Genomic DNA, 23056 nt, shown 5'->3' with positions numbered 1-23056 from the left:
GGCGGGCTCCCGCCACGCCGATGCCGTTGAAGAGACAGCCGACGCGGCCCTTGCGGATTTCCTGGGCGAGGCGCTTCTCGTCCTGGATGCCGGCATCGGGATTGGGCGGGTTGAAGGGGCGGAAACTGTCGGCAAGGCACGTCATCTGCCCGGCCTTTTCCTCGATCGTCATGCGCTTGATGAGGTCGTCGACGCGCGAAACCTCGTCGGCGGCAAGCGCCACGCGGCTCATGCCGAGCGCCAGCGCGCTGCCGATGATACCCGAAAGCAGGCTGCGGCGGTCGAGGTTCAGCGAGGAGGGGCGGGCAGGTCCGGGGGAATGCATTCGCGCTCCCTAAGCGAAAGTCGCGGGCTTTGTTGCACTGCGGCAGACGAAGCGCCTCTCATGCGCGATGGACTGCCGGCCACCCGGATGCCGTGACCGTAACAGGGATCGACTTGTAGGCAGGCGTCCCGCTCGCCGGGTCGAAATCATCGAGCGGGACGAGGCAGTTGGCCTCCGGGTAATAGGCCGCCAGCGAACCGCGCGCGATGGCGTGGCGCACGATGGTGAAGCCCTTCAGCATGCGTCCGGTGGGCGTGGTGACGTCCACCTTGTCGCCATGCGAAAGGCCCAGCATCGCAAGGTCGACCTCGTTTGCGAAGATCACGTCGCGCCGCCCCGTCACGCCGCGATAGCGGTCGTCGTAGCTGTAGATCGTGGTGTTGTACTGGTCGTGGCTGCGGATGGTCGTGAGCAGCAGCGGCTGGGCGGCGTTGTCCTCGGCGTGGGGGTGGGCGATGAACTGCGCCTTGCCGCTTGGCGTCTTCCACACCCGGTCATCGGGGGCGATGGTCAGGCGGAAGCCGCCGGGTTTGCGTACACGCAAATTGAAGTCGTGGAAGTCCGGGTAGACCGCCTCGATGCCGTCGCGGATGCGGTCGTAGTCGGCGGTCATGCCTTCCCAGTCGACCGCGCTTTGCGGCAGCGCGGCGCGGGCGAGGCCGGCGACGATCGCGGGCTCGGAGCGCACCATCGGCCCCGGCGGCTGGAGCTTCCCGCGCGAGGCATGGACCATCGACATGCTGTCCTCCACCGTCACCCACTGCGGTCCGGCCGCCTGAAGGTCGAGTTCCGTGCGGCCGAGGCAAGGCAGCACCAGCGTCTCCTTCGCGTGAAGCAGGCAGGTGCGGTTGAATTTCGTGACGATGTTCACCGACAGGTCCAGCCCGCGCACCGCTGCGAAACACGCCTCGGGATCGGGCATGGCGACGGCGAGGTTGCCGCCCAGCGAGATCAGCGCCTTGGACCGGCCGTCGCGCATGGCGGCGAGCGCCTCGACCGCGTTGTGCCCATGCTTGCGCGGAGAAGTGATGCCGAACGCGGCGTCGAGGCGGTCCAGCATATCCTCGGCGGGCAGTTCGGTGATGCCGACGGTGCGGTCGCCCTGCACGTTGCTGTGGCCGCGCAGGGGGCAGATGCCCGCGCCCGGCTTGCCGAACTGGCCGCGCAGCAGCAGCAGGTTGGCGATGGCCTGGACGTTCTGGGTGCCGTGGGCGTGCTGGGTGATGCCCATGCCGTAGCAGACGATCACGCGCTCGGCCCCGGCGTAGACCTTGGCCATGCTCTCGATCGCCTCGCGGGTGAGGCGCGACTGGTCCTCGATCCAGGTCCACGAGGTAGCCTCGATGTCGGCCTGCAAAGCCTCGAAGCCTTCGGTGTGCTGGGCGATAAAGGCGCGGTCGATGACGCCGCCTTCGGCCTCGTCCAGCGCGAACAGCGCCTTCATCATGCCCTTGAGCATGGCCATGTCGCCGCCGATCCGGACCTGATGGTACTCCGAGGCCAGCGGCGTAGAGCGCGGCGTCAACATCTCGGTGGGATGCTGGGGAGACTTGAAGCGCTCCAGCCCGCGCTCGCGCATCGGGTTGGCGACAACGATCGGCACGCCGCGCTTGGAGGCGGCGGCCAGCGTCGAGAGCATGCGTGGGTGATTGGTGCCGGGGTTGTGGCCGATGCAGAAGATGGCGTCCGCGAGGTCGAAGTCCTCGAGCGTCACCGTGCCCTTGCCGATGCCGATCGACTTGGGCAGCCCGGAGCTGGTCGCCTCGTGGCACATGTTGGAACAGTCGGGGAAGTTGTTGGTCCCGAACTCACGCGCGAAAAGCTGGTAGAGGAACGCGGCCTCGTTGGAGGCGCGGCCCGAGCAGTAGAACTCCGCCTCGTCCGCGTGGTCGAGCGCCCGCAACGCCGCGCCGCCGCGGGCGAAGGCTTCCTCCCAGGTGATGGGCACGTAATGGTCGGTCTCGGGGTCGTAGCGGAGCGGCTCGGTCAGGCGTCCGGCGTCCTCCAGCTTGTGGTCGGTCCAGGTCCACAGTTCGCTGGCGGTGTGGCGGGCGAAGAAGTCTGGATCGACGCGCTTGACGGTCGCTTCCCAGGTCACCGCCTTGGCGCCGTTTTCGCAGAATTCGAACGAGGAGGTATGCTTGGGGTCGGGCCATGCGCAGCCGGGACAGTCAAACCCGTCGGGCTGGTTCATCTGCAGCAGCGCGCGCGTGTCGGGGCTGGCCTTCATCTGCTCGCGCACGGTGCGGGCGACTGCGCCGAGGGCGCCCCAGCCTCCGGCCGGGCCCCTGTAGTCGCTGATGCCCACCAGGTCTGCTTCGGCGTCGTGCGAGTGGGCCATGGGAGAGTGTTCCGCTTCGAAAGGAAGGCGTTGGAGAACGCGGGCGGCGGGCCCACGCAGTTGCAGATGGTTGCTTTCGCGCCGGATTTCCAGCGCTACCTTAGTATGTCCAGCAGGGCGGCGATCTCGCGGCGCACGCTATCCTCGGCGAGGCATGTGCCCGCGCCCGCGAAGCACCGGATCTGCGAGGTCGTGAAACTGGAAAACAGCGCGGCCTCGGTAGGCGTTATCACGCGCTCTTCGCCGACCAGCGTCTGCAGCGTACCCATCGACGTGCGGCCCCTGAGATAGCGCAGCTGCAAACCGAACTGGCTGAGCGAGGGATCGCGAGCGACCGCCACGAACAGCTCGTCGCTGCCACGCACGCTGGCGCCGCGCAGGATCATGCCGCCGATCGCGGCCAGCACCGATTCCCGGTTCGGGGATGAAAGCGATCCGGGCCCGCCCTGCAGCCTGTTTAGGTTGGCCTCGTACAATCCTTCGAAACCGGCCTCGAGCAGGGCCGACTTGGTCGCGAACTTGTGCGAGACCATGCCGAGCGTCAGTCCGGCGCGGTCGGCGACGGCACGGTGGGTCAGCCGGGCCACGCCCGCGTCGGAAATGAAGTCCGCCGCGGCCGCGACGATCCGTGCGGCCGTATCGTCACGCTGCGGCAGGTCGGGCATTGCGCGCATGGCCTCGGCCCGGGCGAAATCGCGCCACGGGGTCTGGGGCACCGGCCGGCGCGACAGCCAGGTGCCCAGGACCCGCGCCGTCTCGTCGAGAGCGGCCCGGTCAACCAGGCGGCGCCAGCGGATCATGTGGAGAAAGCTCTCGTTCTCGAACACCCGGTAGGCGATGGGCGTGCCGGCGCCGAGCGCGAAGCGCGCGCCGGCCTCCTGCCAGAAGCCGCGCCACAGTTCGTCCCACTCGGCCGACAGCGGGCGGAACAGCGGGTTGCTCTCGGCCAGGAGCTGGCATTCGCGCCACGCGAAGGCGAGTCCGCGCTGGACGTAGGCCCATTCGTCGATAATTTCGGCAAAGAAGCCGGGGAAGGCATCGAACCCGCGCGGCAGGCCCGCGAACTGCGTCAGCCGATCGGCGAGCCAGACTTTGGCGCGCGCCAGCGATGCTTGCTGGCTGGCCCCGAACAACTGTTCCAGAGAACCGAAATGATGGTAGATTGACGAGACCGGCGCGTCTGCCAGCGCGCTGATGCGGCGCGCAGACAGCGCCGCACTGCCTTGAGTCTCCCAGTGCCTCTGAACGGCGCGGACGAATCGATCGGATGACGCTTCCATGACGGTTTTTCGAGAGTCCACGAGTATGATTGCAAGAGGTTGCCTGCTCCGGCCTAGCAGAGCGCTCAGCCACAATCGAGCAATACCGTGCAAACGATGCGCGCTGCACAATCGTTCCAGAGTGTCACTTAACCTACATACAGGCGTTCTAGCCGGCCCCCATCGAAACAGGGGGTTTATTCACCGTGAAGTTGCTGACATCTACATACCTACGCTCGACGGCTATCGTCGGCGCGCTTGCCTTCGCTCTTGCCGGGGTGTTCTCGAATGCCGCCGTCGCCCATGCCGATGAAGCAGCGGCCGACGCGGCGGATGCCGCTGGCGAGGACATCGTCGTCACCGGGTCGATCGTCTCGGCCCAGAAGGACTCGATCGAGGCCAAGCGCATCGCCGACAACCTGTCCGACGTCGCCGCCGCCGACGCGGTCGGCCGTTTCCCCGACCAGAATGCCGCCGCCGCGCTCTCCCGCCTGCCGGCCGTCGCCGTGCAGCGCGACCAGGGCCAGGAGCGCTACATCCAGGTGCGCGGCGCGCCCAACCGCTGGACCTCGGTGAGCATCGACGGCATCCCGATAGTCGGCGTCGACGAAGGCGGCGATACCCGCGCCTTCCGCTTCGACGCGATCCCGGCCGTGCTGCTCTCGCAGATGACGGTCAACAAGTCGCTCACCTCGAACCTGCAGGCCGATGCCGTCGTCGCGACGATCGATCTCAAGACTTATTCGCCGATAGAGCAGAATGGCCTGCACGTGAACGGGGACGTGGGCTACGGCTTCATGGACCTCGGCGACGGCGAGCAGCGGCAGGGTTCGCTGCGGCTGTCCTGGTCGAACGACACCTTCGGCTTCGTGCTTGGCGGCTCGCACTACCGCCGCAAGCAGCTGACCGACAATCGCGAGGTCGGCGCCTACGACGCGAGCGGCCCGACCGAGTTCGACGTCCGCCAGTACCAGATCGAGCGCTGGAACAACGGCCTGTTCGGCGGCGTGGAATACAGCCCGGTGGAAGGCCAGCGCATCTATGCCAAGGCGATCTTCTCGGAATTCAACGACGACGAGCGCCGCAACCAGTACGAATTCCGCCTCGACCGCGCGACCAGCGGCACGCGCAGCCTCGCTTCCGGCAACCTCGCCGGCGTTCCCCTGCGTGGCAGCTTCAACTACGGCGAGTACCGCAACCGTAACTACATCGGCACCATCGGCGGCGACTACGAGGGCGACGACGGCTTCGACGCCTCGTTCAAGCTGAACTACGCGCGCACCGAGAACTCGACCTTCCTGCCGCTCGTGCAAGCCTCGACCAGCGGCGCCGGCAATCTGAACCTCAGCTACGACAACAGCGATCCGCGCTTTCCCATCGTGACGATCAACGGTCCCTTCAATCAGGCCAGCCTCGGCAATGCCGGCGCCTACGTGCTGCTCGGCCGGCAGGAGACGATCTCGGAGAGCTACACCGCCAAGCTGGACGTCGCGAAGCGGATGGGCGACCTGACGCTTTCGGCCGGTGGCCTGTACATCGACCGCGACATATCTGGTAACAACCTGTCGATCTCCAACATGGTGATGCTCGCCTCGGGTGCCGCCGTGGGCCAGCCCTTCGACATCAACAGCTACGTGACCGACAAGGCGTGGGACACCGGCTTCCCGCTGGGCGTCCAGCTTAACTATGTCGACAATATCGGCATGCGCCGCGATATCGACAGCCTGCTGGGCCGGCTGGAGGCGGCGGGACGCTACGATCCCGCGCTCGACGTGCCGGCGACGGACCGTTACTTTCAGCGCGAGAAGACGCTGGCTGGCTACGCGATGGCCAAGATCGAAAGCGGCGCGCTCACCGCGGTCGGCGGCGTGCGCGTCGAGAAGTACACGCTCGGCAACGACGGGTCGGTGCTGACCGGCGCGGTCTATACCCCGCTGTCGCGCCATACCAGCAAGACGGATTTCTTCCCCAGCCTCAACCTCAAGTACAGCGCGACCGACAACCTCGTGCTTCGCCTTGCCGGCCAGCGCAGCGTGTCGCGTCCGGCCTACGGCGCGATCCGGGTCGGCGCGTCGATCAACGACACCAACAGCCCCGGTACGATCGGCGGCGGCAATCCCTTTCTGAAGCCGGAATACACCTGGGGCGTCGACGCCAGCATCGAATATTACCTGCCGGGCAACGGCATGATCTCGGTCGCCGGGTTCTCGCGCTGGGTCGACGACGTGCTTTACCAGAGCCAGATCCCGGTCGGCAGCGACTTCTATGACTTCGGCGGTGTCGATCGCTCGAACTACCTGCTGTCCGGCACCTACAACGGCGACAAGGGCAAGCTCTACGGCGTCGAGCTCAACGTGCTCAAGCAGTTCGACTTCCTGCCCGGCGCGCTCGACGGCTTCGGCTACCAGGGCAACCTGACCCTGCTCGACGGCGATTTCGACATGCCGACCCAGAAGAACGTCTCGTTCCAGGGCATGTCCGACACTATTGCCAACGCCTCGCTGTTCTACGAAAAGTACGGTGTATCGGCGCGCGTCAGCTACCAGTGGCGCTCCGACTGGCTCGACACGCTGGGCGGCATGGGCAGCGGCGAATCGCGCAAGGGCTACGAGAATCTGGACGTCTCGCTGCGCTATGCGCTGACCGAGAACTTCACGCTGTTCGCCGATCTGTCGAATCTGACCGACGAGACCTACGTCGCCTACCAGGGCACGACCGCCACGCCGACCGAGGTCGAGCAGATCGGTTCGCGCTACCTGTTCGGCGTCCGCTTCAGCTACTGACGGGGAGGACCTGAAAAATGAAAACGACTGCAACTGCCCTGATTGCCCTGGCCGCGGTGCTGGCCGGCTCGCCCGCTTCGGCGCGCGAACTGGCGACGCTCACGCGCCTCGACGCCCAGACCGTGGAACTGGGACGTGAGGATACCGCGCCGGTTTCGGTGTGGATCAGCGCCGACACCACGCTCGACAAGAGCGACCAGCGCTTCGCCGCGGGCAGCAAGGACGCGACACTCAAGCTGTCGATCCCCGCGACCGAGCGCCGCTATGTCATCCTCGAGGGCAAGGGCGGGCACCAGACCGTCGTCGCCGAGCGGGTCGTCGCGGTCCAGCAGGGCAGCAACTTCCGCGACATCGGCGGCTACGTCACCAAGAGCGGCAAGATGGTCAAGTGGGACAAGGCGTTCCGCTCGGGCGCGATGCCGCTACTGACCGACAGCGACTACGCGGTGCTTGGCCAACTGGGCATCGGCAACGTCGTCGACTTCCGCTCACTGGAGGAACGCGAAGTCGCGCCCGACCAGATCGACGACCGCACCGGCGCGCTGTTCATCGCCAACGACTATTCGCTCAAGCCCTTGATGGCCAGCTTCGGCAAGGGCGGCGGGGAGAACGTCTATCAGGGCATGGAGAAGATGCTCGCGCCCCAATACCGCTCGATGTTCAAGCGCCTGATCGCCAACGAGGGCGCGGTGCTCTACCACTGCTCGGCCGGACAGGACCGCACCGGCATCGCCACCGCCCTGCTGTACGACGTGCTGGGCGTGGACCGCGATACGATCGTCAAGGACTACCATTTGTCGACGGCGCTGCGCCGTCCGCAGTACGAGATGCCCAGGATCGATCCGAAGGACTATCCGGACAACCCGATCGTCCAGTACTACTTCCAGCGCAGCGAAGAGCCGCGCGACAAGCCGGAACCGCTCTATACCAAGAGCGGCGCGTCGCACATCGTGCAGTTCTTCACTTACCTCGACAGCGAATACGGCGGCTCGGAAGGCTACCTGAAGAAGGTGCTCGGCTTCACCGATGCCGACATCGCGACGCTGCGGGCGAACATGCTGGCGTGACGAGGGGGCGGGGAGCCCCGGTTGGAGCTTCCCGTGCCCATGTGCCGTCCCCGCGCATGCCGCGGCCCACTGCCTTGATGGTTGCGACCCGGAGAGATCCGAGGCCGCGCGGGGACGACATCTGGCCCTGTCCAGGGAGGGACAGGGTCAGAACCGCAGGCAGAGCCAGCCGGCGAGGAAATCGGAACTGCGGTAGCCCGCCTCGGTCAGCGCGGGACCGGCGGCCATGTGCTCGTAGCGGCCGGTGAACGACACGCGCGGAGTGAGAGTCCAGACCAGCTGGACGCGGGTGAGGTCAGCGATCTTGCGGGCGCGGACATTTTGCGTACCCGCAAAAGGCTGGCCATTGGCGCGGTAGACGGCGTCGTGGACGTTGTCGCGCCAGGCCAGTTCGTACTCGGCGGTGACCCTTGCGTTCTTGAAGGGCGTGAAGCCGACGTTCGGCGTCAGCGCGACGAGGTTCGAAGGTGTCAGAAACAGCTGGTAGCTGAAGTAGATGTTGTTGCCGAAGGGCGAGTAGGCGTTGCGCAGCTTGCCGTCGCCGTATCCGCCGCCGCCGCTCGCATAGTCGAAATGGACGCCGATGCGCGGCGCGGTCTTGCCGTCGCCGATGCGATAAGTCTGGGCGATGAAGGCCTGCCAGGCGTCGATGTCCTGGTCGATGTAGTACCCCCACTGGTGGTTGACCGACCAGTCGATGTTGAGCGGGCCGACGTCGCCCTTCAGCTGCGCGCCGACGTACTTGCGCGTGGCGGGGCCGATGCGGCCGCCCCAGGCGCCGACGTCGTTGTGCCGCCGCCACAGGAAGGTGTCGAGCACGAGGCTGGAGTTGCCGAGGAAGGTCTTGGGCAGCACGAAGCCCAGGTTCACGCCCGAGAAACGGCGGGCCGGATCGTTGACGTCGTCGTCGGTGCCGAGGTCGCCGTAGGCGGTCGGGCGCAGGTCGAATGCTCCGGCACGCACCTTCGATCCGCGCGCCCAGGCGCGCCAGCCATTGAGGGTGTAGCGGATGGTGTTGTTGTCCCGCTGCGAGGTCAGCAGGTTCGGTCCGTCGGTGAACTCCTGCCGGCCGTAGCGCACACCCACGTCGATCCCGGAAATCTCGGCGCTCGCTTCGACGAAGGATTGCTGGACGACGAGGTCGTTGCGCAGCGTAGCCGCCGGCGCGCCGAGGTTGCGGCCAGAGATGCCGCCGTGCGCCAGCTCGCCATAGGCGCGCAGGTGCTCGCCGATATGGAGGTCCGCGCCGGCAACGATGCGGGTGATGTCCTGGCGCTGCGCCTCGGCTTCGCGCAGGTTGGGGTTGGTCGTCTCGTTGACCCGCAGGCGCAGCTCGCCCGAAAGCGTCAGGTAGACGTCGCCGTCATCGTCGAGCGGCAGGAACTTGAGGCGATCAAGCACATCGTCGCCCTTTGCCGGGTCGGCCTTGGACGTCCAGTCCTCCGCCCAGCGGGAGAGGGTGTAGCCATCCTTGACGGCGGCGTCGCCGTTGGATGCGAGCGGGTAGGGGGTCTTCGCCGCCTCGGCATTGACCAGCGTGGGCGCGATGGCGGAGGCGAGCGAAAGGGTAGCGGCAAGCAGCCGCGCCGAAACGGTGGTCATGGTATCTCCCTTGTGCGCGCTTGTTCGTCGCGCGCTTTCGTCGTGCGCTTTCGTCGTGCGGGGCCGCGCTTACTCGGCCGGGAGGGCGTGGGCCGGCATCGGCAGGGCATGGCCGTTCAGCGCGGCTTCCAGCGCCTCGCCGTCGAGGCGGCCTTCCCAGCGCGAGACGACGATCGTCGCCACCGCGTTGCCGACGAAGTTGGTAAGGCTGCGGCACTCGGACATGAAGCGGTCCACGCCCAGGATCAGCGCCATGCCCGCGACCGGCACCGACGGCACGATCGAGAGGGTCGCCGCCAGCGTGATGAAGCCCGCGCCGGTCACGCCCGCCGCGCCCTTGGACGAGAGCATCGCGACGCTCAGCAGGAGCAGCTGCTGGCCCAGCGTCAGGTCGACGTTGCAGGCCTGCGCGATGAACAGCGCGGCCAACGTCATGTAGATGTTGGTGCCGTCGAGGTTGAACGAGTAGCCGGTGGGGACGACGAGGCCGACCACGGCCTTGGGGCAGCCGGCGCGCTCCATCTTCTCGATCAGTGCGGGCAGGGCGCTTTCTGAGGACGAGGTGCCGAGCACCAGCAGCAGTTCACCCTTGAGGTAGGCGATCAGCTTGAAGATCGAGAACCCGCAGAGCCTGGCGACCGCGCCGAGGATCACCACCACGAACAGGATCGAGGTCGCGTAGAACGTCGCCACCAGCTGCGCAAGGTTGGCGAGGCTGCCGACGCCGTACTTGCCGATGGTGAAGGCCATCGCGCCGAACGCGCCGATCGGGGCGAGCTTCATGACGATCGACACGAGCTTGAAGATGACGACCGAAACGTCCTCGAGGATCGAGAGGACCTTCGCGCCGCGATCGCCGATCGAAGCCAGCGAAATGCCGAACAGGATCGCCACCACCAGCACCTGCAGGATGTTGTCTTGCGCCAGCGAGGAGACCAGAGTGTCCGGGATCATGCCGTTGAGGAAGCCGAGCAGCGTCGTCTCGTGCGCCTTCTCGGAATACTGGACTACCTTGCTGGCATCGAGGGTGGCCGGGTCGATGTTGAAGCCCGCGCCGGGGCGGACCACGTTGGCGACGATCAGGCCGACGATCAGCGCGAGGGTCGAGAAGAACAGGAAGTAGGCGAAGGCCTTGGCCGCCACGCGCCCGACCGAGCCGAGGTCGCGCATGCCGGCGATGCCGGTCACGATGGTGAGGAAGATGACCGGCGCGATCACCATTTTCACCAGCTTGATGAACATGTCGCCCACCGGTTTCAGCGCCTCGCCCGTCGCCGGGTAGAAATGCCCGACCAGTACGCCGGCGGTGATCGCGGCGAGAACCTGGACATAAAGGTGCGTGTACCAGCGGCCGGGGCGCGCATGGGACGGAGCGGTGGGGGCAACATAGTTCATGGGGCGACCTGTCTCATCCTCTGGGGCCGGCAATGCCTGGGGCGGTGCTCGAGCCCCACCAATCTGCCCCCTCGTGCGCTGCGCGCAAAGGGAATTGAGAAAAACGACGAGTTGTTGATTTTCAATACGTTATGAAAAATATGATCGTGTTGCTGTCCAGATATTGGCACCACATGCGCAACGAAAGTGCAGGAACTTGCACATCAGCCAGCGCGGGCCTATCGGATTCGCGTCATGCGATCGAGGAACCTCCTCTGGCTCCTGGCGGGGCTGGCCTGCGCGCTGCTCGTGGCCTTTGCGGTCGGCCTTGCGGTGCGCGGCACGGTGACGGCGCGCTTTGCCGAGCAAGCCGCCGCAGATGCCAGGCTTCGCCAGGCGCTGCTCGCCAGCGAGGTCGCGCGTTTCCGCCTGTTGCCTCTCGCGCTGGGGGACGACCGGGACCTCGTCGCGCTGGTGGCGGGGCGGCCCGGCGCGGAGGCCGTGATGAACGCCAAGCTGGAGCGGCTTTCGGGGCAGCTCGGCTCGCCGATCATCTACGTCATCCGCCGCGACGGGCTGACGCTGGCGGCGAGCAACTGGCGCGATCCACGCAGTTTCCTCGGCAAGGATTATAGCTTCCGGCCCTATTTTCGCGCGGCTGTAAAAAGTGGTGCGGGTGAACAGTTCGCACTGGGTACGGTGAGCCAACGGCCCGGCCTGTTCTTCGCCCGTCGCGGCGCCGGCGGCAGCGTGGTCGTCATGAAGATGGAGTTCGACCGGGTCGAGGAGCAGTGGCGCGAGGCGAGCGGCACGACTTTCGTGACCGACCGCGACGGCGTGATCCTCGTCACCAGCAGCCCCGGCTGGCGCTATGCCGCGACCCGCGCGCTGACGCCGGAGCGCAGCCGCATCGAGCGCGAGATCATCGGCGTCGGCGACCTGCGCCCGGCGCCCTACAGGGTCCTGCGCGATGGCCACATCGCCATTCCCGGCGCCCCCGGCGATTCCCTGCTGACGACCAGCAAGCCGAGCCCTGCCGGCTGGCGTGTCAATCTCGCGCTGCCGCTGCGCGGGGTCGAGGCGACGGTGCGCGCCGCGCAGGTCGGTGCGGCGCTGGCGACGCTGGCGCTGTTCGCGCTCGCCTTGTTCCTGCGCCAACGCGGCCGCCGCCGGGCCGAACGGACCGCTCAGCTGGAAGCCGCCGTCGCCGAGCGCACCATCGACCTACGCCGCGAGATCGAGGAGCGCGCGGCCGCCGAGGAACATGCCGCGCAACTGCGCGAGGGGCTGAGGCAGGCGAACCGGCTTGCGACGCTGGGACAGGTCACTGCCAGCGTCGCGCACGAGACGGCGCAGCCGGTCGCCGCGATCCGCAATTATGCCGCCACCACGCGCCAGTTGCTCGACATGGGGGCGCAGGATGACGTGCGGGCCAACCTCAAGGCGATCGACCGGCTGGCCGAGCGGATCGGCACCGTAACGGCGGAACTGCGCGGGTTTGCGCGCAAGGGAAGCCGTGGCGGCGGGCCGATCGCGCTGGCGGAAGTGGTGGACGGGGCCTGCCTGCTGCTCAAGGAGCGATTGTCCCACGTCACTTTCGAGCGGCCCGAGATCGCGCCCGGGCTCATGGTCTTCGGCGGCCGCGTGCGACTGGAGCAGGTGCTGGTGAACCTCCTGCAGAACGCGATCGAGGCCCTGGATGGCCATCCCGAACCGTACCTTGGCGTGACATTGGACGCACAGACCGACACATTGCGCCTTCTCGTGCGCGACAATGGTCCCGGCATCGCGCCCGAGGTGGCGGACCGCCTGTTCACCCCCTTCGCCACCAGCCGCGCTTCCGGCCTTGGCCTCGGCCTGGTGATCGCCAAGGACATCGCCGAGGACTTCGGCGGCACCCTGCGCCTCCTGCCCTCGGACGAAGGCGCCTGCTTCGAGATCACCTTGCGGAGAGCATCATGAGCGGCGGGGCGCGCCGCGTGGCGCTGGTCGAGGACGACGACGACCTTCGCGTCTCGACCGCGCAGGTGCTCACCCTCGCGGGGTTCGCCGTCGAAGCCTTCGCCGCCGCCGAGCCGGCGCTGGCAGCGATCGATGCGGACTGGCCGGGCCTCGTCGTCACCGACGTGCGCATGCCGCACATGTCCGGCATCGAGCTGCTGCGCGCCCTTCACGAGCGCGACCCCAGCCTCCCGGTGATTCTCGTGACCGGGCACGGCGACGTCACCATGGCGGTCGATGCGCTCAAGGCCGGGGCCTGGGACTTCCTTACCAAGCCGTTCGACCCCGAGGCGCTGGTCGCCGCCGCCGACCGCGCCGCCACCGCCCGGGCGCTGGCGCTCGACAACCGGCGGCTGCGGGCCGAGGCGCAGGGGGACGAGCCCTCGGGCCTCGTCGGCCAGTCACCCGCGATCCGGCGGCTGCGCGAGATGATCCCGACCCTCGCCAATGCGGACATCGACCTGTTCATCGAGGGTGAGACCGGCACCGGCAAGGAATTGCTCGCCCGGCTGATCCACCGCGCGGGGAAACGTGCACGCCGCCGCTTCCTCGCGGTCGCCTGCGCGGCGCTGCCCGATGCGCTGGAGGACGAGCTATTCGCGGCGAGCGGGGAGGCCAGCATCGCGGCGGCCAATCGCGGCACGCTGCTGCTCGACGACATCGACCAGGCCTCTCGCCCGCTGCAGGCGCGGCTGGCGGCGCTGGTCGAGGAGCGGACCTTGCGCAGCCCCGGCGCGCGCGAGCCGCTGCCGCTCGACCTCAGGGTCATCGCGACGGGCGGCACCGAGGACGGCGAGCTTGCGGACAAGATCGCGCCCGGACTGTTCTACCGGCTGGCGGCGCTGCGGCTGCGGATGCCGCCCCTGCGCGAGCGGCGCGAGGACATCCCCGTGCTCTTCGCCCATCTTGCAGGGGCATCGGCGGCGCGGCTGCGGCGGCCCCTGCCAGAGATGGTGGCCTCGGTGCAGGGTCATCTCGCCAGCCACGACTGGCCGGGCAACGTGCGCGAACTGGCCCACTACGCCGAGCGCTTCGTGCTGGGGCTGACCGAAGCCGCGCCGCAGGTCGCCCCGGAGGCGCCGGGCGATACCTTGCCGCAGCGCCTGGATGCCTTCGAGCGCGAGACGATCGTCGCCGCCGTCCTCGCCGCGAACGGCGAGATCGGCGCGGCGATCGCCCGCCTCGGCATCCCGCGCAAGACCTTCTATTACAAGGTCCACAAGCACGGCATCGACCTGACCACGCTGCGCAAGGGCGCGCGCTGACGGGTCATTCCGGGACGATGGGGCGACCTTCGAAGCGGGCTATGGCGTGGCGCACCACCTTGTCGAGCGCTTCCTCGGAGAAGAAGCCGCCGGGGATCAGGCAGCGTTCTATGAGCACGCGACGGAACGCCGCGAACGTCGTCCCGTCGGGTGCCACGGGGGCCTGCCAGAAGGTATCGAGGTGGCCCTGGAAGGTGATGTCGGGCACGTCGTAGACGGCGTGTCCCAGCGCCACCACAGGCACCCCCATGGCCAGTCCCAGAGTGCCGCTGGTGCTGTTGATCGTGACCATGCCGCGCGCCCTGCGCGTCACCGGCACGATGTCCCCCCAGGGCAGGTAATCCACGCGGGCGCCGACGCCGAACAGGGCCGCCATGTCGGCCGTCACCTGCTGCCAGTCGCGCACGCCGTTGTCGAGCGGGTGCTCCTTCACCACGAGGCGCACGTCAGCGGGGGCATGGGCGGCGAAGGAGCCGATCACCAGCCGGAGCGCGTCGGCGATGCCGGCAAAGGGCGAATGCAGGCGGATCTGCGCGTCGGAATCGAGTTGCAGCGGGAACAGGAAATAGGGCTCCCCGCTCGCCTCCAGCCGCGCCAGCAGCCGGTGGCTCGCGGCTTCCCGTTCCTTGCGGCGGCGCAGCTTGCGAACCCAGCCCATCCCCTCGACCAGCGGATGCCAGGGCCTGTGGTTCGACCAGTGCGGGTAGTGCCAGCGGCTCAGGACGTCGGCGACGTTGTAGGCCAGTCCCTCGATCGCGCGGCGGCGGAACGAGGAGGGGACCTGGCTGTGCGCGGGCACGGGGGGCAGGGCCGCCGCCGTCTCGCGGTACCAGACCGGATCGCGCGGCAGTAGCGAGTGGCCGTTGACGCCGCCGAGCTCGAGCGTGACCCAGTCGGGCCGGACATAGCCTTCCTCGAAGACGTGGACGGGCACCTCGAGCTGGCGGCATACCCGCGTGGCTGCAAGGTGGTGGTCCCGGCAGTCGCCGAAAAGGGCGACGTCGGTGATGCCATGCTCGGCGATCAGGTCTTCGAGCACCTGCGGCCAGGCTTCCAGCGAGCCGCAATAGTCGATCCCGCCCGGGAGGCGCCAGAATAGCCGGTCGCCGCCATTGAAGTTGACCTTGTAGACCTTGTGCCCGGCCCGGATCAGCCCCTGCCCGAGACGCCTGAACAGGGGCCCCATCAGGCCCTGCAGCAGAAGCACCCTGCGCTCATCGCCTTCTGCCGAAGGTCTCGCCGAAGCGCCGGCGGTGTATGCGGCGATGGGACGTTCTTGCATCGGCGAACGGAAGCTCCGTGTATCGTTCGAATAGACCATCGATGCTGCAGTCAAACGACTTCGCACCCACTGCCCTGCGAGTATCGGTTAGGGCGTTAGTCTGCCCCACGACATGCGGCAAGTCCGTCTTGCCCCACATCCGTTCAGACGTAGACCTTTGATGACAGCCTTGGGTCCGCCCGCTATGACGCCGCTCCCGCCCGCAGGATGCGATGTCCGATGGAGCCCGAGGGGGGCTCGAGGGGGCGGTTGTACGGCGGGACAGTGACAGGCGACGAACTGACATTCTTGGTATTGCTGATCGGGTCGGCCGGTCTGGACCGCCTGGTGCGGCCACGGCCGGAGACGCGGCGGCGGGGCGATGCCGGGCCGGAAAGCCGGGGAATGCGTGCTGGATGGCCGGGGCGCAGCCTGGCCGGGATGTGGTTGCAGGCGGGCATCATGACCGCCGTGTTCGGCGCCTTCCTAGCCCTGTGCGGCAATGCCCCGGTCGCCGCAGGTCTGGCGCTGGCGCTGCTTGCGCTCCTGGTGCTCGTGTCCAACGCCAAGCATGCCATGCTCGGCGAACCGCTCCTTTTTTCGGACCTGGCGTTGATCGGCGCGATCTTTCGTCATCCACAGTTCTATCTCTCGGCGATCAGGGTGTGGCAGCGCGTGGTGGTCGCCCTGATCGCGGCGGTGCTGCTCGGGGTTGTCTCATGGCTGTTCGTGCCTGCGCTGGCGGAGCATCTCGCCGGCCTTGCGCTGGCGGCGGCCGGCCTTGCGGTACTGGCACTCAGCCTGCGCTGCGATCCGTTCCGCAACCTCGCCCGCGAGCCCGATGCTCATGCCGACGTGCGGCGCCATGGTTTCCTGCCGACCTTGCTGCTCTACTGGCTACGCTGGCGCGAGAGCGACGATCCGCCGCCCTGCCCGCCGCCGGTCCGGCAGTCCCTCGCGGCAGGCGAGCCGACGCCCGAGCTGCTCCTCGTCATCCAGTGCGAATCGTTCGCCGATCCGGTCGATCTGTTCGCCGACCCCGCCCTTTCCCTGCCGGGCCTTGCCTCCGCGCGCGCCGACGCGTGGCAATGGGGAGGGCTCGAAGTCAGCGGCTTCGGGGCCTACACTATGCGCACCGAATATGGCGCGCTGTTCGGGCGGGACGAGGATGCACTCGGCTTCCGGCGCTACGATCCATTCCTGACGGCGCTGGGCGAGGCCTCCTACGCGCTGCCGGCGCGGCTGGCGCATTCCGGGTGGCGCAGCCTGTTCGTGCATCCGCACGACATGCGTTTCTACGGTCGCGACCGCATCATGCCCGCTGGCGGCTTCGCGGAGCTGGTGGGCGAGGATCGTTTCGCGCCCGTGGAGCCGGGCGCCGGGCGCTACGTTACCGACGCGGCGGTGGCGTCGCAGGTCCTCGATCTGGCCCGGGACGCCGCTGCGGGCGAGCCGACCTTCATCTATGCCGTGACGATCGAGAACCATGGTCCATGGACGCCGTCCGGGGACGAGACACTGGTGCAGGGCTACCTGCGGCTCGTGCGCCGCAGCGACGCCATGCTGGCCACCCTGATCGAGCAAGTCTCCGCGATGGCCCGCCCGGCCATGCTGGTGTTCTTCGGGGATCATCGCCCCAGTATTCCGGGAGCGACCGCGCCGGGCGGCGCGCGTCATACTCCCTACGTGATGATCCGCCTCGACGCCGCGGGGCAGGTGGTGCGGGGCGAAAACCGGCGGGTGGACCTGACGCCGGCGCAGCTGCATCACGCGGTGCTGGACGCGGTGCTGCGCTAACGCGCCGGAGGCGCCAGTGAAAGCAGCAGGCGATCGCGCAGGGGAGGCGGCAGCAGGCGGTCGAGCCAGCGCAGCAGCGTGAACGGCCAGGGCAGGACCAGATGCGCCTTGCCTTTCGCCGCTGCCAGCGCGATGCGCGCGGCCACTTGCTGCGGCTGCATCATCATCGGCCTGGGTCCGGGGACCTTGCGCCCGGCGGCGGTGTCGATGAAACCGGGCGACACCAGCGTGACCGTCACCCCGTGAGGACGCACGCCCAGGCGCAGCGCGTCGGCAAAGCGCGCGAGGCCGGCCTTGGTGCCGGAATAGGCGGCCGCGAACGGCAGGGCGTGGAATGCCGCGGCGGAGCCGACCAGAACGATGCCGCCCCGTCCGCGCTCCGCCATGCGTCCGGCCAGCGCGGCGGCCAGCGCCGCGGGAGCCGCGAAGTTCACCGCTGCCAGCCGCGCGACGAGCGCGGGCGCCTCGACCTTGTCCTGTTCGGCGCGAATGTCGCCCAGGCCCGAAGCGAAGATGGCGAGGTCGAAGGGCTCGGCCTCGTCTCCCGCCGCCAGCGCGGCAAGCGCGCCGCCGATGTCAGAAAGGTCGAGGGACACGACTTCGACCGCGGCGCCCGCTTCCCGGCAGACTTCCGCGATCGCGGCCAGCCGCCCCTCGTCACGCCCCCACAGCGACAAACGTACTCCGGGCCGGGCATAATGGCGTGCGATGGCACCGCCGAGCCCGCCCGATGCTCCGGTTACGAGAATGTGTTCAGGGTGTGACGCAGAAGGGGGAGGTTTCGCCATTCCGTTGTTCTCCTGCGGCAAGCTACTCATTCCAACACTTTGTGATGCGTGAACAAAGTGTAAGGGCTTGACACTCCACCTCGCCTCCTGTCCAGATTTTATCAATGTCCGCGCTCGATCCTAGTCCGCAACGCGTTAGGTTGTTTCAAACCGACCTGCTCGAAAAGCTTACACTTATTTCGCCGCAGGCTTTCGCGGTGACGTGGAGCTTGGTGTTGCCGATCGCGGTGTGGGCGGGTTGGGGAGCCGTCGGTCCGCTGGCCGGGTTGGGCCTGTTAGCCGTCGGCCTCGTCATCTGGTCGTTGTTCGAATACGCCATGCATCGCTACCTCTTCCATCTCGAACTGGACCTGCCGGTGGCGAAATGGTTCGTGTTCCTGATCCATGGCAACCATCACGACCATCCCAACGACAGCTTGCGCGGTCTGATGCCGTTCTCGGTGAGCGTCCCGGTCCTGACGATGGTCGTGGCCGGCTGCACGGCTTTGCTCGGTCTGGCGGGCATCTGGCTGTTTCTGGGGTTCTTCGTGGGCTATCTGATCTACGATATCACCCATTATGCCTGCCACCACCTGCCCATGCGCGGGAGGTTGGCCTCGGCGCTGAAGCGCCACCACATGCGCCACCACTTCATCGACGACGAGAGCAACTTCGCGATCTCGGCGATCTTCTGGGACCGAGTTTTCGGCACCCGGATCGACACGCTCAAACCCTGATGCGGGGTTGAAGGGGCCGGCGCGCCTGCCGCACGTCCCATCTGCAGCTGCGGCGAGGGGCCGCCAGGCGCGTGCGCGGGCAGGGCACGATCCGTGCGGAGCGGGAAGTCGGGGGATTCCGAATTGACTCCATTGGGAAAATTGGCCGAAGAACCGAATAGGGGGAAATACGAGGCACATCTCGGGCTGCGAGCAATCCGGTTCGGGCGTTTCGTATCGCCGGATCAATCGCTTCGCGTCCTTGCGCGATGTTAGATGACGGGAATTTAATGCGGAAAATCCATTGCGACCGGGCTATGCTTCTCCTCGCTCTGTGCCTTCCTTCCGCTCCGGCTTGGGCGAGTGCCGGGACCGGCACGGCCGGTGCCGCGCCTCGACAGGATGACGTTCCATCGTTCCAGATGGTGCGGCCCGAGTTTGCGGCGGAAGCCGATATGCCGGGCCTTGAATTTGGCAAGCGTCGTCCGTTTTCCCCCGATTCCCTGAAACCGGCTGGCGATGACTGGGATCTGGCCGATGTCCGGCAAACGTCCGCCCGGCCCGGTCCGACGATGCTCCAGCCCGTGACGCTCCAGCCGGCGGGGACGGATTTGCCGGGATACGCCGAGCTGGACGGGGCCCCATTATCGGCCCCGGTGGGGCCGATCGACGACCAGCGACTCACCCGCTCCGGGCACGTGCGACGCGAATACTCGCCGTACAAGAGCTTCGGTCAGCAGGCGGGCAGTTCGAAGACCGAGATATTCATCCTCGGCGGCTATGTCCTCGCGCAGGGAATACCCAAGCTGTTCAAGGACACCTCCTCGTTCCATTTCCATGACGAGGGCTGGTTCGGCAAGGATACCCAGACCATCGGCATGGACAAGCTGACCCACGCCTTCAACACTTATCTCATCGCGGAACTGCTGCACCACCGCATCCACCGCAACACCGGCGGCGCCGAAGGCGATGCGGTGACCGCCGGCGTGCTGGCGGCAGGGCTCATGGCGCTGAACGAGATATCCGACGGGATCGAGCCGGACGCCGGCTACTCGATGCAGGATATCGTCATGAACATCGCGGGAGCGGGCTTCTCGGTGCTGCGCAACACGGTGCCGGGCCTGAAGGAAAAGCTCGCCTTCAAGATCGAGATCATCCCCAACGACCAGGTCTACAGCCACGTCGGCAAGAAGCACTACGAGCAGGAGCGCTTCCTGTTCTCGCTCAAGGGCTCCGGGTTCGAGAAGCTGGAGAACTCCCCGCTCAAATATCTCGACCTCCAGGTCGGCTACTACGCGTCGGACTTCCTCAACAGCGACCGCGAGCAGGGCATCGTTCCCAAGCAGCACTTGTTCGTCGGCGTCGGCCTGAACCTGGGCGAACTGCTGTTCGCGAAGTCTCGCTCGACTATCGGCAGAGCCGCCTATTCGGTGCTCGACTACGTGCAACTGCCCTATACCTCGCTGCGCTACGACAGCACCGGGCGGCTGGGCAACTGAGGACGCCGGGCCCTCAGCCCGCGCGCAGCTTGTCAATCGCGCCGGCCACGATCGCCATGTGCGCTGCCCAAGTCGGATTGGGCCAGCCCGGCAGGCGGGCCATCTGCGCCATGTGAAGGGGGCCGCGCGCCGTATGGTCCAGGATCGCCGCCTTCCAGCCGGGGCCGTCGAGCGGGTCGAGATAGTCGGGAACGGCGCCGCCCACTTCGCGCAGGGCGGCAAGCTCGCTGCAGATCGCGGGCGTGCCGACCGACAGCGCCTCGGCCACCGGCATGCCGTAGCCTTCGGCGAACGAGGGCATCAGCAGGGCGCGGGCTCCGCGCAACAGGGCCGACAGGCGCGCGTCGGGGCATCCGCCGAGTTCGTCGACATGGCCGACAAGGGCGGGGCAACGCTCAAGCATGTCGATGATCTGCTCGTTCTCCCAGCCCCTGCGGCCGACGATGACGAGGCGCGGCACCTCCCTGGGCGGGAGTGTCTCCGCGAGGTCTCGCCACAGGTGCAGCAGCAGGAGGTGGTTCTTGCGCGGCTCGATCGTGCCGAGGCAGACGAAATAGGGCCGCCCGTCGCCCGCTTCCGGCGCGGCGGCGGGCAGGCTCTCGGTGCCGAGCAAGGCGACGTGGATCTCAGTGCCCGGCCTGAGCCACGGCTGCAGCGAGCGTCCGGTAGCGGCGGAATTGACGATCGCCGCGCCGCCGGTCTCCGCGATAGCCTCCGCCACCGTCTCGATGCGGCGGCGATGCAGCGCCGCGCCGGAGGAGCGGGCATACTCGGGAAACTCGATCGGGATGAGGTCGTGGACGAGGCACAGGAACTTCGCCCGCTCCCGCGCGAGGATGCGGCGGACCTTGGGCAGGTTGGTCAGGTGATGCGGCGAGGCCTGCACGTACACACCGCCCGAGCCGACCCCCTTGCCCGAGGGCAGCAGCGCGGCGAGCTGCGGCATGACCGAGGGCAGCGAACGCTGGCGGGGGGCGTCGGCCTCTTTCGACCAGCGGCGCTCGAGCTCGTCGAGGTAGCCGAGTGCGGCCTTGCGCGAGAGCCGGCCGTAGAGCCCGGTGGGATGTACCGCCGCAAAGGCAAGAGCGTCGCCGTGACGCGCCAGCAGGCCGCGGGCATAGGCCATCTCCACCCGGTCCACGCCCGAAGGGGTCGAATAGCGCAGGCGGGAGATCAGGCGCGAGATGTCGAGGATCACGTCGGTCATCGGGTCTTGTTCACCGAAGGAAGGCCTTCATGAACCGGCCCTGCCAGCGGCGCAGGGGCGCAATCCAGCCGAGGCGATTGGTCGCGCTGGCGCTCGCCATGCGGCCGACCAGCACTTCGGGCGGGCAGGGCAGGCCGCTCACCGGGTCGAGGTAGCGCGGGTAGAGGATGAGCACGCCCGCCACCAGTGCGTCGAGCGTCAGTACGCGCCCGCGCCGCCCGGGGACGTCACCGAGGTCGCGTGTGAGGCCCCAGCCGGAGTAGAAGGGTGTGCCGTGGCAGACCACCTTGCGGCCGCGCATAAGCGCCTCGAAGCCGGTCAGCGATGTGAGCACGTGGACCGCGTCGACCGCGTCCAGCAGCGGCGCCATGCCGCCGCCGCGCACGATCCGGTCGGCGTGGACGAGGATGTCGGCGTCCGGCACCGCGCCCTTGCGGTGGCCTGCATCCACGTCGGGGTGGGGGCGGAACCAGATCTCGGCGTCGGGCTCCAGCGCGCGGACACGGCGCAGCAGTTCGAGGTTCGAAGTCAGCCCGCCGCCGCCCGCCAGGACCGACATGTCGTCCTCCACTTGCGCGGGGACAAGGACGAGGCGGCGACCGGCTTGTCGTTCGGGGACGGCCACGCTCGGTCCGGCCGCATACTTGCTGATCCCTGCCGCGACGATCGTCTCGCGCAGAGCCCTCGCTCGCTGGAGCAGCCTTGGGGGCGCCTCTGTGCCGGCAAGGACCTGTTCGAGGTCGCTCGGGCCGGACGGGTCGAAATGAATGCCAGAGGCGTCGACGACCACCGACGACGGCGGCACGAGATCGACGCCGAGACCCACGGAGCGCACGAAACCGTCCTCGACGCGCACCAGCGGCACGCCTTGCCGCGCTGCATCGGCGATCAGCGCCGGCGAGACCCGCGAAGGCCAGATCGCCACCGCGCCCCCGGCCTGCTGGGCCAGCGCAAGCGCGCGTGCGGGGCTCCGGACCATGCGCAGGCGCCTTTGGGGATGCCAGAGGAAACGGCGGATTTCCGAGCGCTTCCACCAGGCCATGCCGCAAGCGGCAACGATCGGCCGGTTCGCTTCCAGGATGCTGCGCCATCCGGCCAGCAGTTCGATGGTGGCCTCGACCGTTGCCGGGGCGTCGGTGAAGGGATCGCGGAAGGCCCCGCCGAGCGCGCGCGCCGCCTGCATCTTGAGCGCGAGAGCGTCGTCGCTCGGGGTTCCGAACCGGCCCGCCGACAGGACCCGCACCGGGACACCGGCGATCCGCGCGAGGGCGACCCATTCGTCGTCGCCATGCGCGACGAGGGCCTGTGCCCCCGTAAGAACCGACCAGGGATCGACGTCGCCCCGCCAGTCACCGCCTTCGGCAGCTACGAGCCGGCCCAGCGCGCGGGCCCATCGGCGGTCGGACGAGGGCGCGATCCACAGTGCGGAGCGGCGCTCGACAAGGCCCATGCCTTCGAGATGGGCGGTCAGGTCCTTGACCCGGCGCGGGCGCAGCACGGTGCCGGGCGGCCCGGACAGGCCCGCCGGAGCGGCCCAGAACCGGCCTCCTACCCGCGCTTCGCGCACCAGGGCGACGAGCGCGGCAGGCTCGTTCGTCAGGCCGGGATTCCTGCCGGAAGGCGGCCGGGATACAGAGGCGTCGGCGCCCCGGAATGGGGGTGAGCGCAGCAGGGGCTCGTTCACGGCCGCCGCCCCCAGACCGGCACTTCCAGCCCGCCGTTTTCGCCCCGGCGGATCACGCCGTACCCCCCGGTAGGCAGTTTCAGGCTCTTCAGCGAAGCGGCGGCTGCC

At 68.0% G+C, this 23056-nt stretch carries 15 protein-coding genes and 1 pseudogene; 7 read left to right on the top strand and 9 right to left on the bottom strand.

Features of this window, described 5'->3' with window-relative positions; genetic code table 11:
- From PMI02_RS09335 to PMI02_RS09325, 3 genes and pseudogenes are all read right to left on the bottom strand, one after another.
- Nucleotides 1–292: pseudogene (locus tag PMI02_RS09335) on the bottom strand (beta-glucosidase); the annotation flags it as partial.
- Between the two features lie 91 nt (nt 293–383).
- The gene (locus tag PMI02_RS09330) at nt 384–2666 is read right to left on the bottom strand and encodes an FdhF/YdeP family oxidoreductase (RefSeq protein WP_007681917.1); all 2283 of its coding nucleotides are present in this window, start codon (nt 2664–2666) and stop codon (nt 384–386) included.
- Between the two features lie 95 nt (nt 2667–2761).
- Nucleotides 2762–3946: a TetR family transcriptional regulator gene (locus tag PMI02_RS09325; RefSeq protein ID WP_007681914.1), complete on the bottom strand. Its 1185-nt coding sequence runs from the start codon at nt 3944–3946 to the stop codon at nt 2762–2764.
- 185 nt (nt 3947–4131) lie between these two features.
- Here PMI02_RS09325 and PMI02_RS09320 point away from each other — a divergent pair, with 185 nt between their 5' ends.
- Both PMI02_RS09320 and PMI02_RS09315 read left to right on the top strand, forming a co-directional pair.
- Nucleotides 4132–6708, top strand: a complete 2577-nt coding sequence (locus PMI02_RS09320) for a TonB-dependent receptor (RefSeq protein ID WP_007681912.1) — start codon at nt 4132–4134, stop codon at nt 6706–6708.
- Between the two features lie 17 nt (nt 6709–6725).
- The gene (locus tag PMI02_RS09315) at nt 6726–7775 is read left to right on the top strand and encodes a tyrosine-protein phosphatase (protein ID WP_007681910.1); all 1050 of its coding nucleotides are present in this window, start codon (nt 6726–6728) and stop codon (nt 7773–7775) included.
- 147 nt (nt 7776–7922) lie between these two features.
- Here PMI02_RS09315 and PMI02_RS09310 read toward each other — a convergent pair whose 3' ends face one another.
- Nucleotides 7923–9377, bottom strand: a complete 1455-nt coding sequence (locus tag PMI02_RS09310) for an alginate export family protein (protein ID WP_007681907.1) — start codon at nt 9375–9377, stop codon at nt 7923–7925.
- A 69-nt stretch (nt 9378–9446) separates the two neighbouring features.
- On the bottom strand, nt 9447–10772 hold the full coding sequence (locus tag PMI02_RS09305) for a dicarboxylate/amino acid:cation symporter (RefSeq protein WP_007681905.1): 1326 nt from the start codon (nt 10770–10772) through the stop codon (nt 9447–9449).
- A gap of 234 nt (nt 10773–11006) precedes the next feature.
- Between PMI02_RS09305 and PMI02_RS09300 the strand changes: the two genes are divergently transcribed.
- On the top strand, nt 11007–12713 hold the full coding sequence (locus PMI02_RS09300; protein WP_007681903.1) for an ATP-binding protein: 1707 nt from the start codon (nt 11007–11009) through the stop codon (nt 12711–12713).
- Nucleotides 12710–14017: a sigma-54 dependent transcriptional regulator gene (locus PMI02_RS09295; RefSeq protein ID WP_007681901.1), complete on the top strand. Its 1308-nt coding sequence runs from the start codon at nt 12710–12712 to the stop codon at nt 14015–14017. Before PMI02_RS09300 ends, PMI02_RS09295 begins: the two co-directional genes overlap by 4 nt.
- Before the next feature lie 4 nt (nt 14018–14021).
- Here PMI02_RS09295 and PMI02_RS09290 read toward each other — a convergent pair whose 3' ends face one another.
- Entirely contained in the window at nt 14022–15203 is a 1182-nt protein-coding gene (locus PMI02_RS09290) for a capsule biosynthesis protein (protein ID WP_052025498.1), read from the bottom strand.
- 360 nt (nt 15204–15563) lie between these two features.
- Between PMI02_RS09290 and PMI02_RS09285 the strand changes: the two genes are divergently transcribed.
- Complete coding sequence (locus PMI02_RS09285; RefSeq protein WP_238539042.1) at nt 15564–17075, top strand: LTA synthase family protein; 1512 nt, start codon at nt 15564–15566, stop codon at nt 17073–17075.
- Here the strand turns inward: PMI02_RS09285 and PMI02_RS09280 are convergent.
- Complete coding sequence (locus PMI02_RS09280) at nt 17072–17863, bottom strand: SDR family oxidoreductase (protein WP_007681895.1); 792 nt, start codon at nt 17861–17863, stop codon at nt 17072–17074. The genes PMI02_RS09285 and PMI02_RS09280 overlap by 4 nt on opposite strands.
- A 104-nt stretch (nt 17864–17967) precedes the next feature.
- Between PMI02_RS09280 and PMI02_RS09275 the strand changes: the two genes are divergently transcribed.
- Both PMI02_RS09275 and PMI02_RS09270 read left to right on the top strand, forming a co-directional pair.
- Nucleotides 17968–18579, top strand: a complete 612-nt coding sequence (locus PMI02_RS09275; RefSeq protein WP_007681893.1) for a sterol desaturase family protein — start codon at nt 17968–17970, stop codon at nt 18577–18579.
- A 551-nt stretch (nt 18580–19130) separates the two neighbouring features.
- The gene (locus PMI02_RS09270) at nt 19131–20057 is read left to right on the top strand and encodes a DUF2279 domain-containing protein (protein WP_081496672.1); all 927 of its coding nucleotides are present in this window, start codon (nt 19131–19133) and stop codon (nt 20055–20057) included.
- A gap of 13 nt (nt 20058–20070) precedes the next feature.
- Here the strand turns inward: PMI02_RS09270 and PMI02_RS09265 are convergent, their stop codons facing one another.
- Together PMI02_RS09265 and PMI02_RS09260 are read right to left on the bottom strand one after the other, a co-directional pair.
- On the bottom strand, nt 20071–21264 hold the full coding sequence (locus PMI02_RS09265; protein WP_007681891.1) for a glycosyltransferase family 1 protein: 1194 nt from the start codon (nt 21262–21264) through the stop codon (nt 20071–20073).
- A gap of 10 nt (nt 21265–21274) precedes the next feature.
- Nucleotides 21275–22948, bottom strand: a complete 1674-nt coding sequence (locus PMI02_RS09260) for a capsule polysaccharide transporter (RefSeq protein ID WP_007681890.1) — start codon at nt 22946–22948, stop codon at nt 21275–21277.
- Nucleotides 22949–23056 lie beyond the last annotated feature (108 nt).

The sequence above is a fragment of the Novosphingobium sp. AP12 genome, from assembly GCF_000281975.1.
Taxonomy (GTDB): Bacteria; Pseudomonadota; Alphaproteobacteria; order Sphingomonadales; family Sphingomonadaceae; genus Novosphingobium.
Note: the sequence above shows the minus strand (reverse complement) of the source record. Positions and strands in the feature narration are given on the sequence as shown.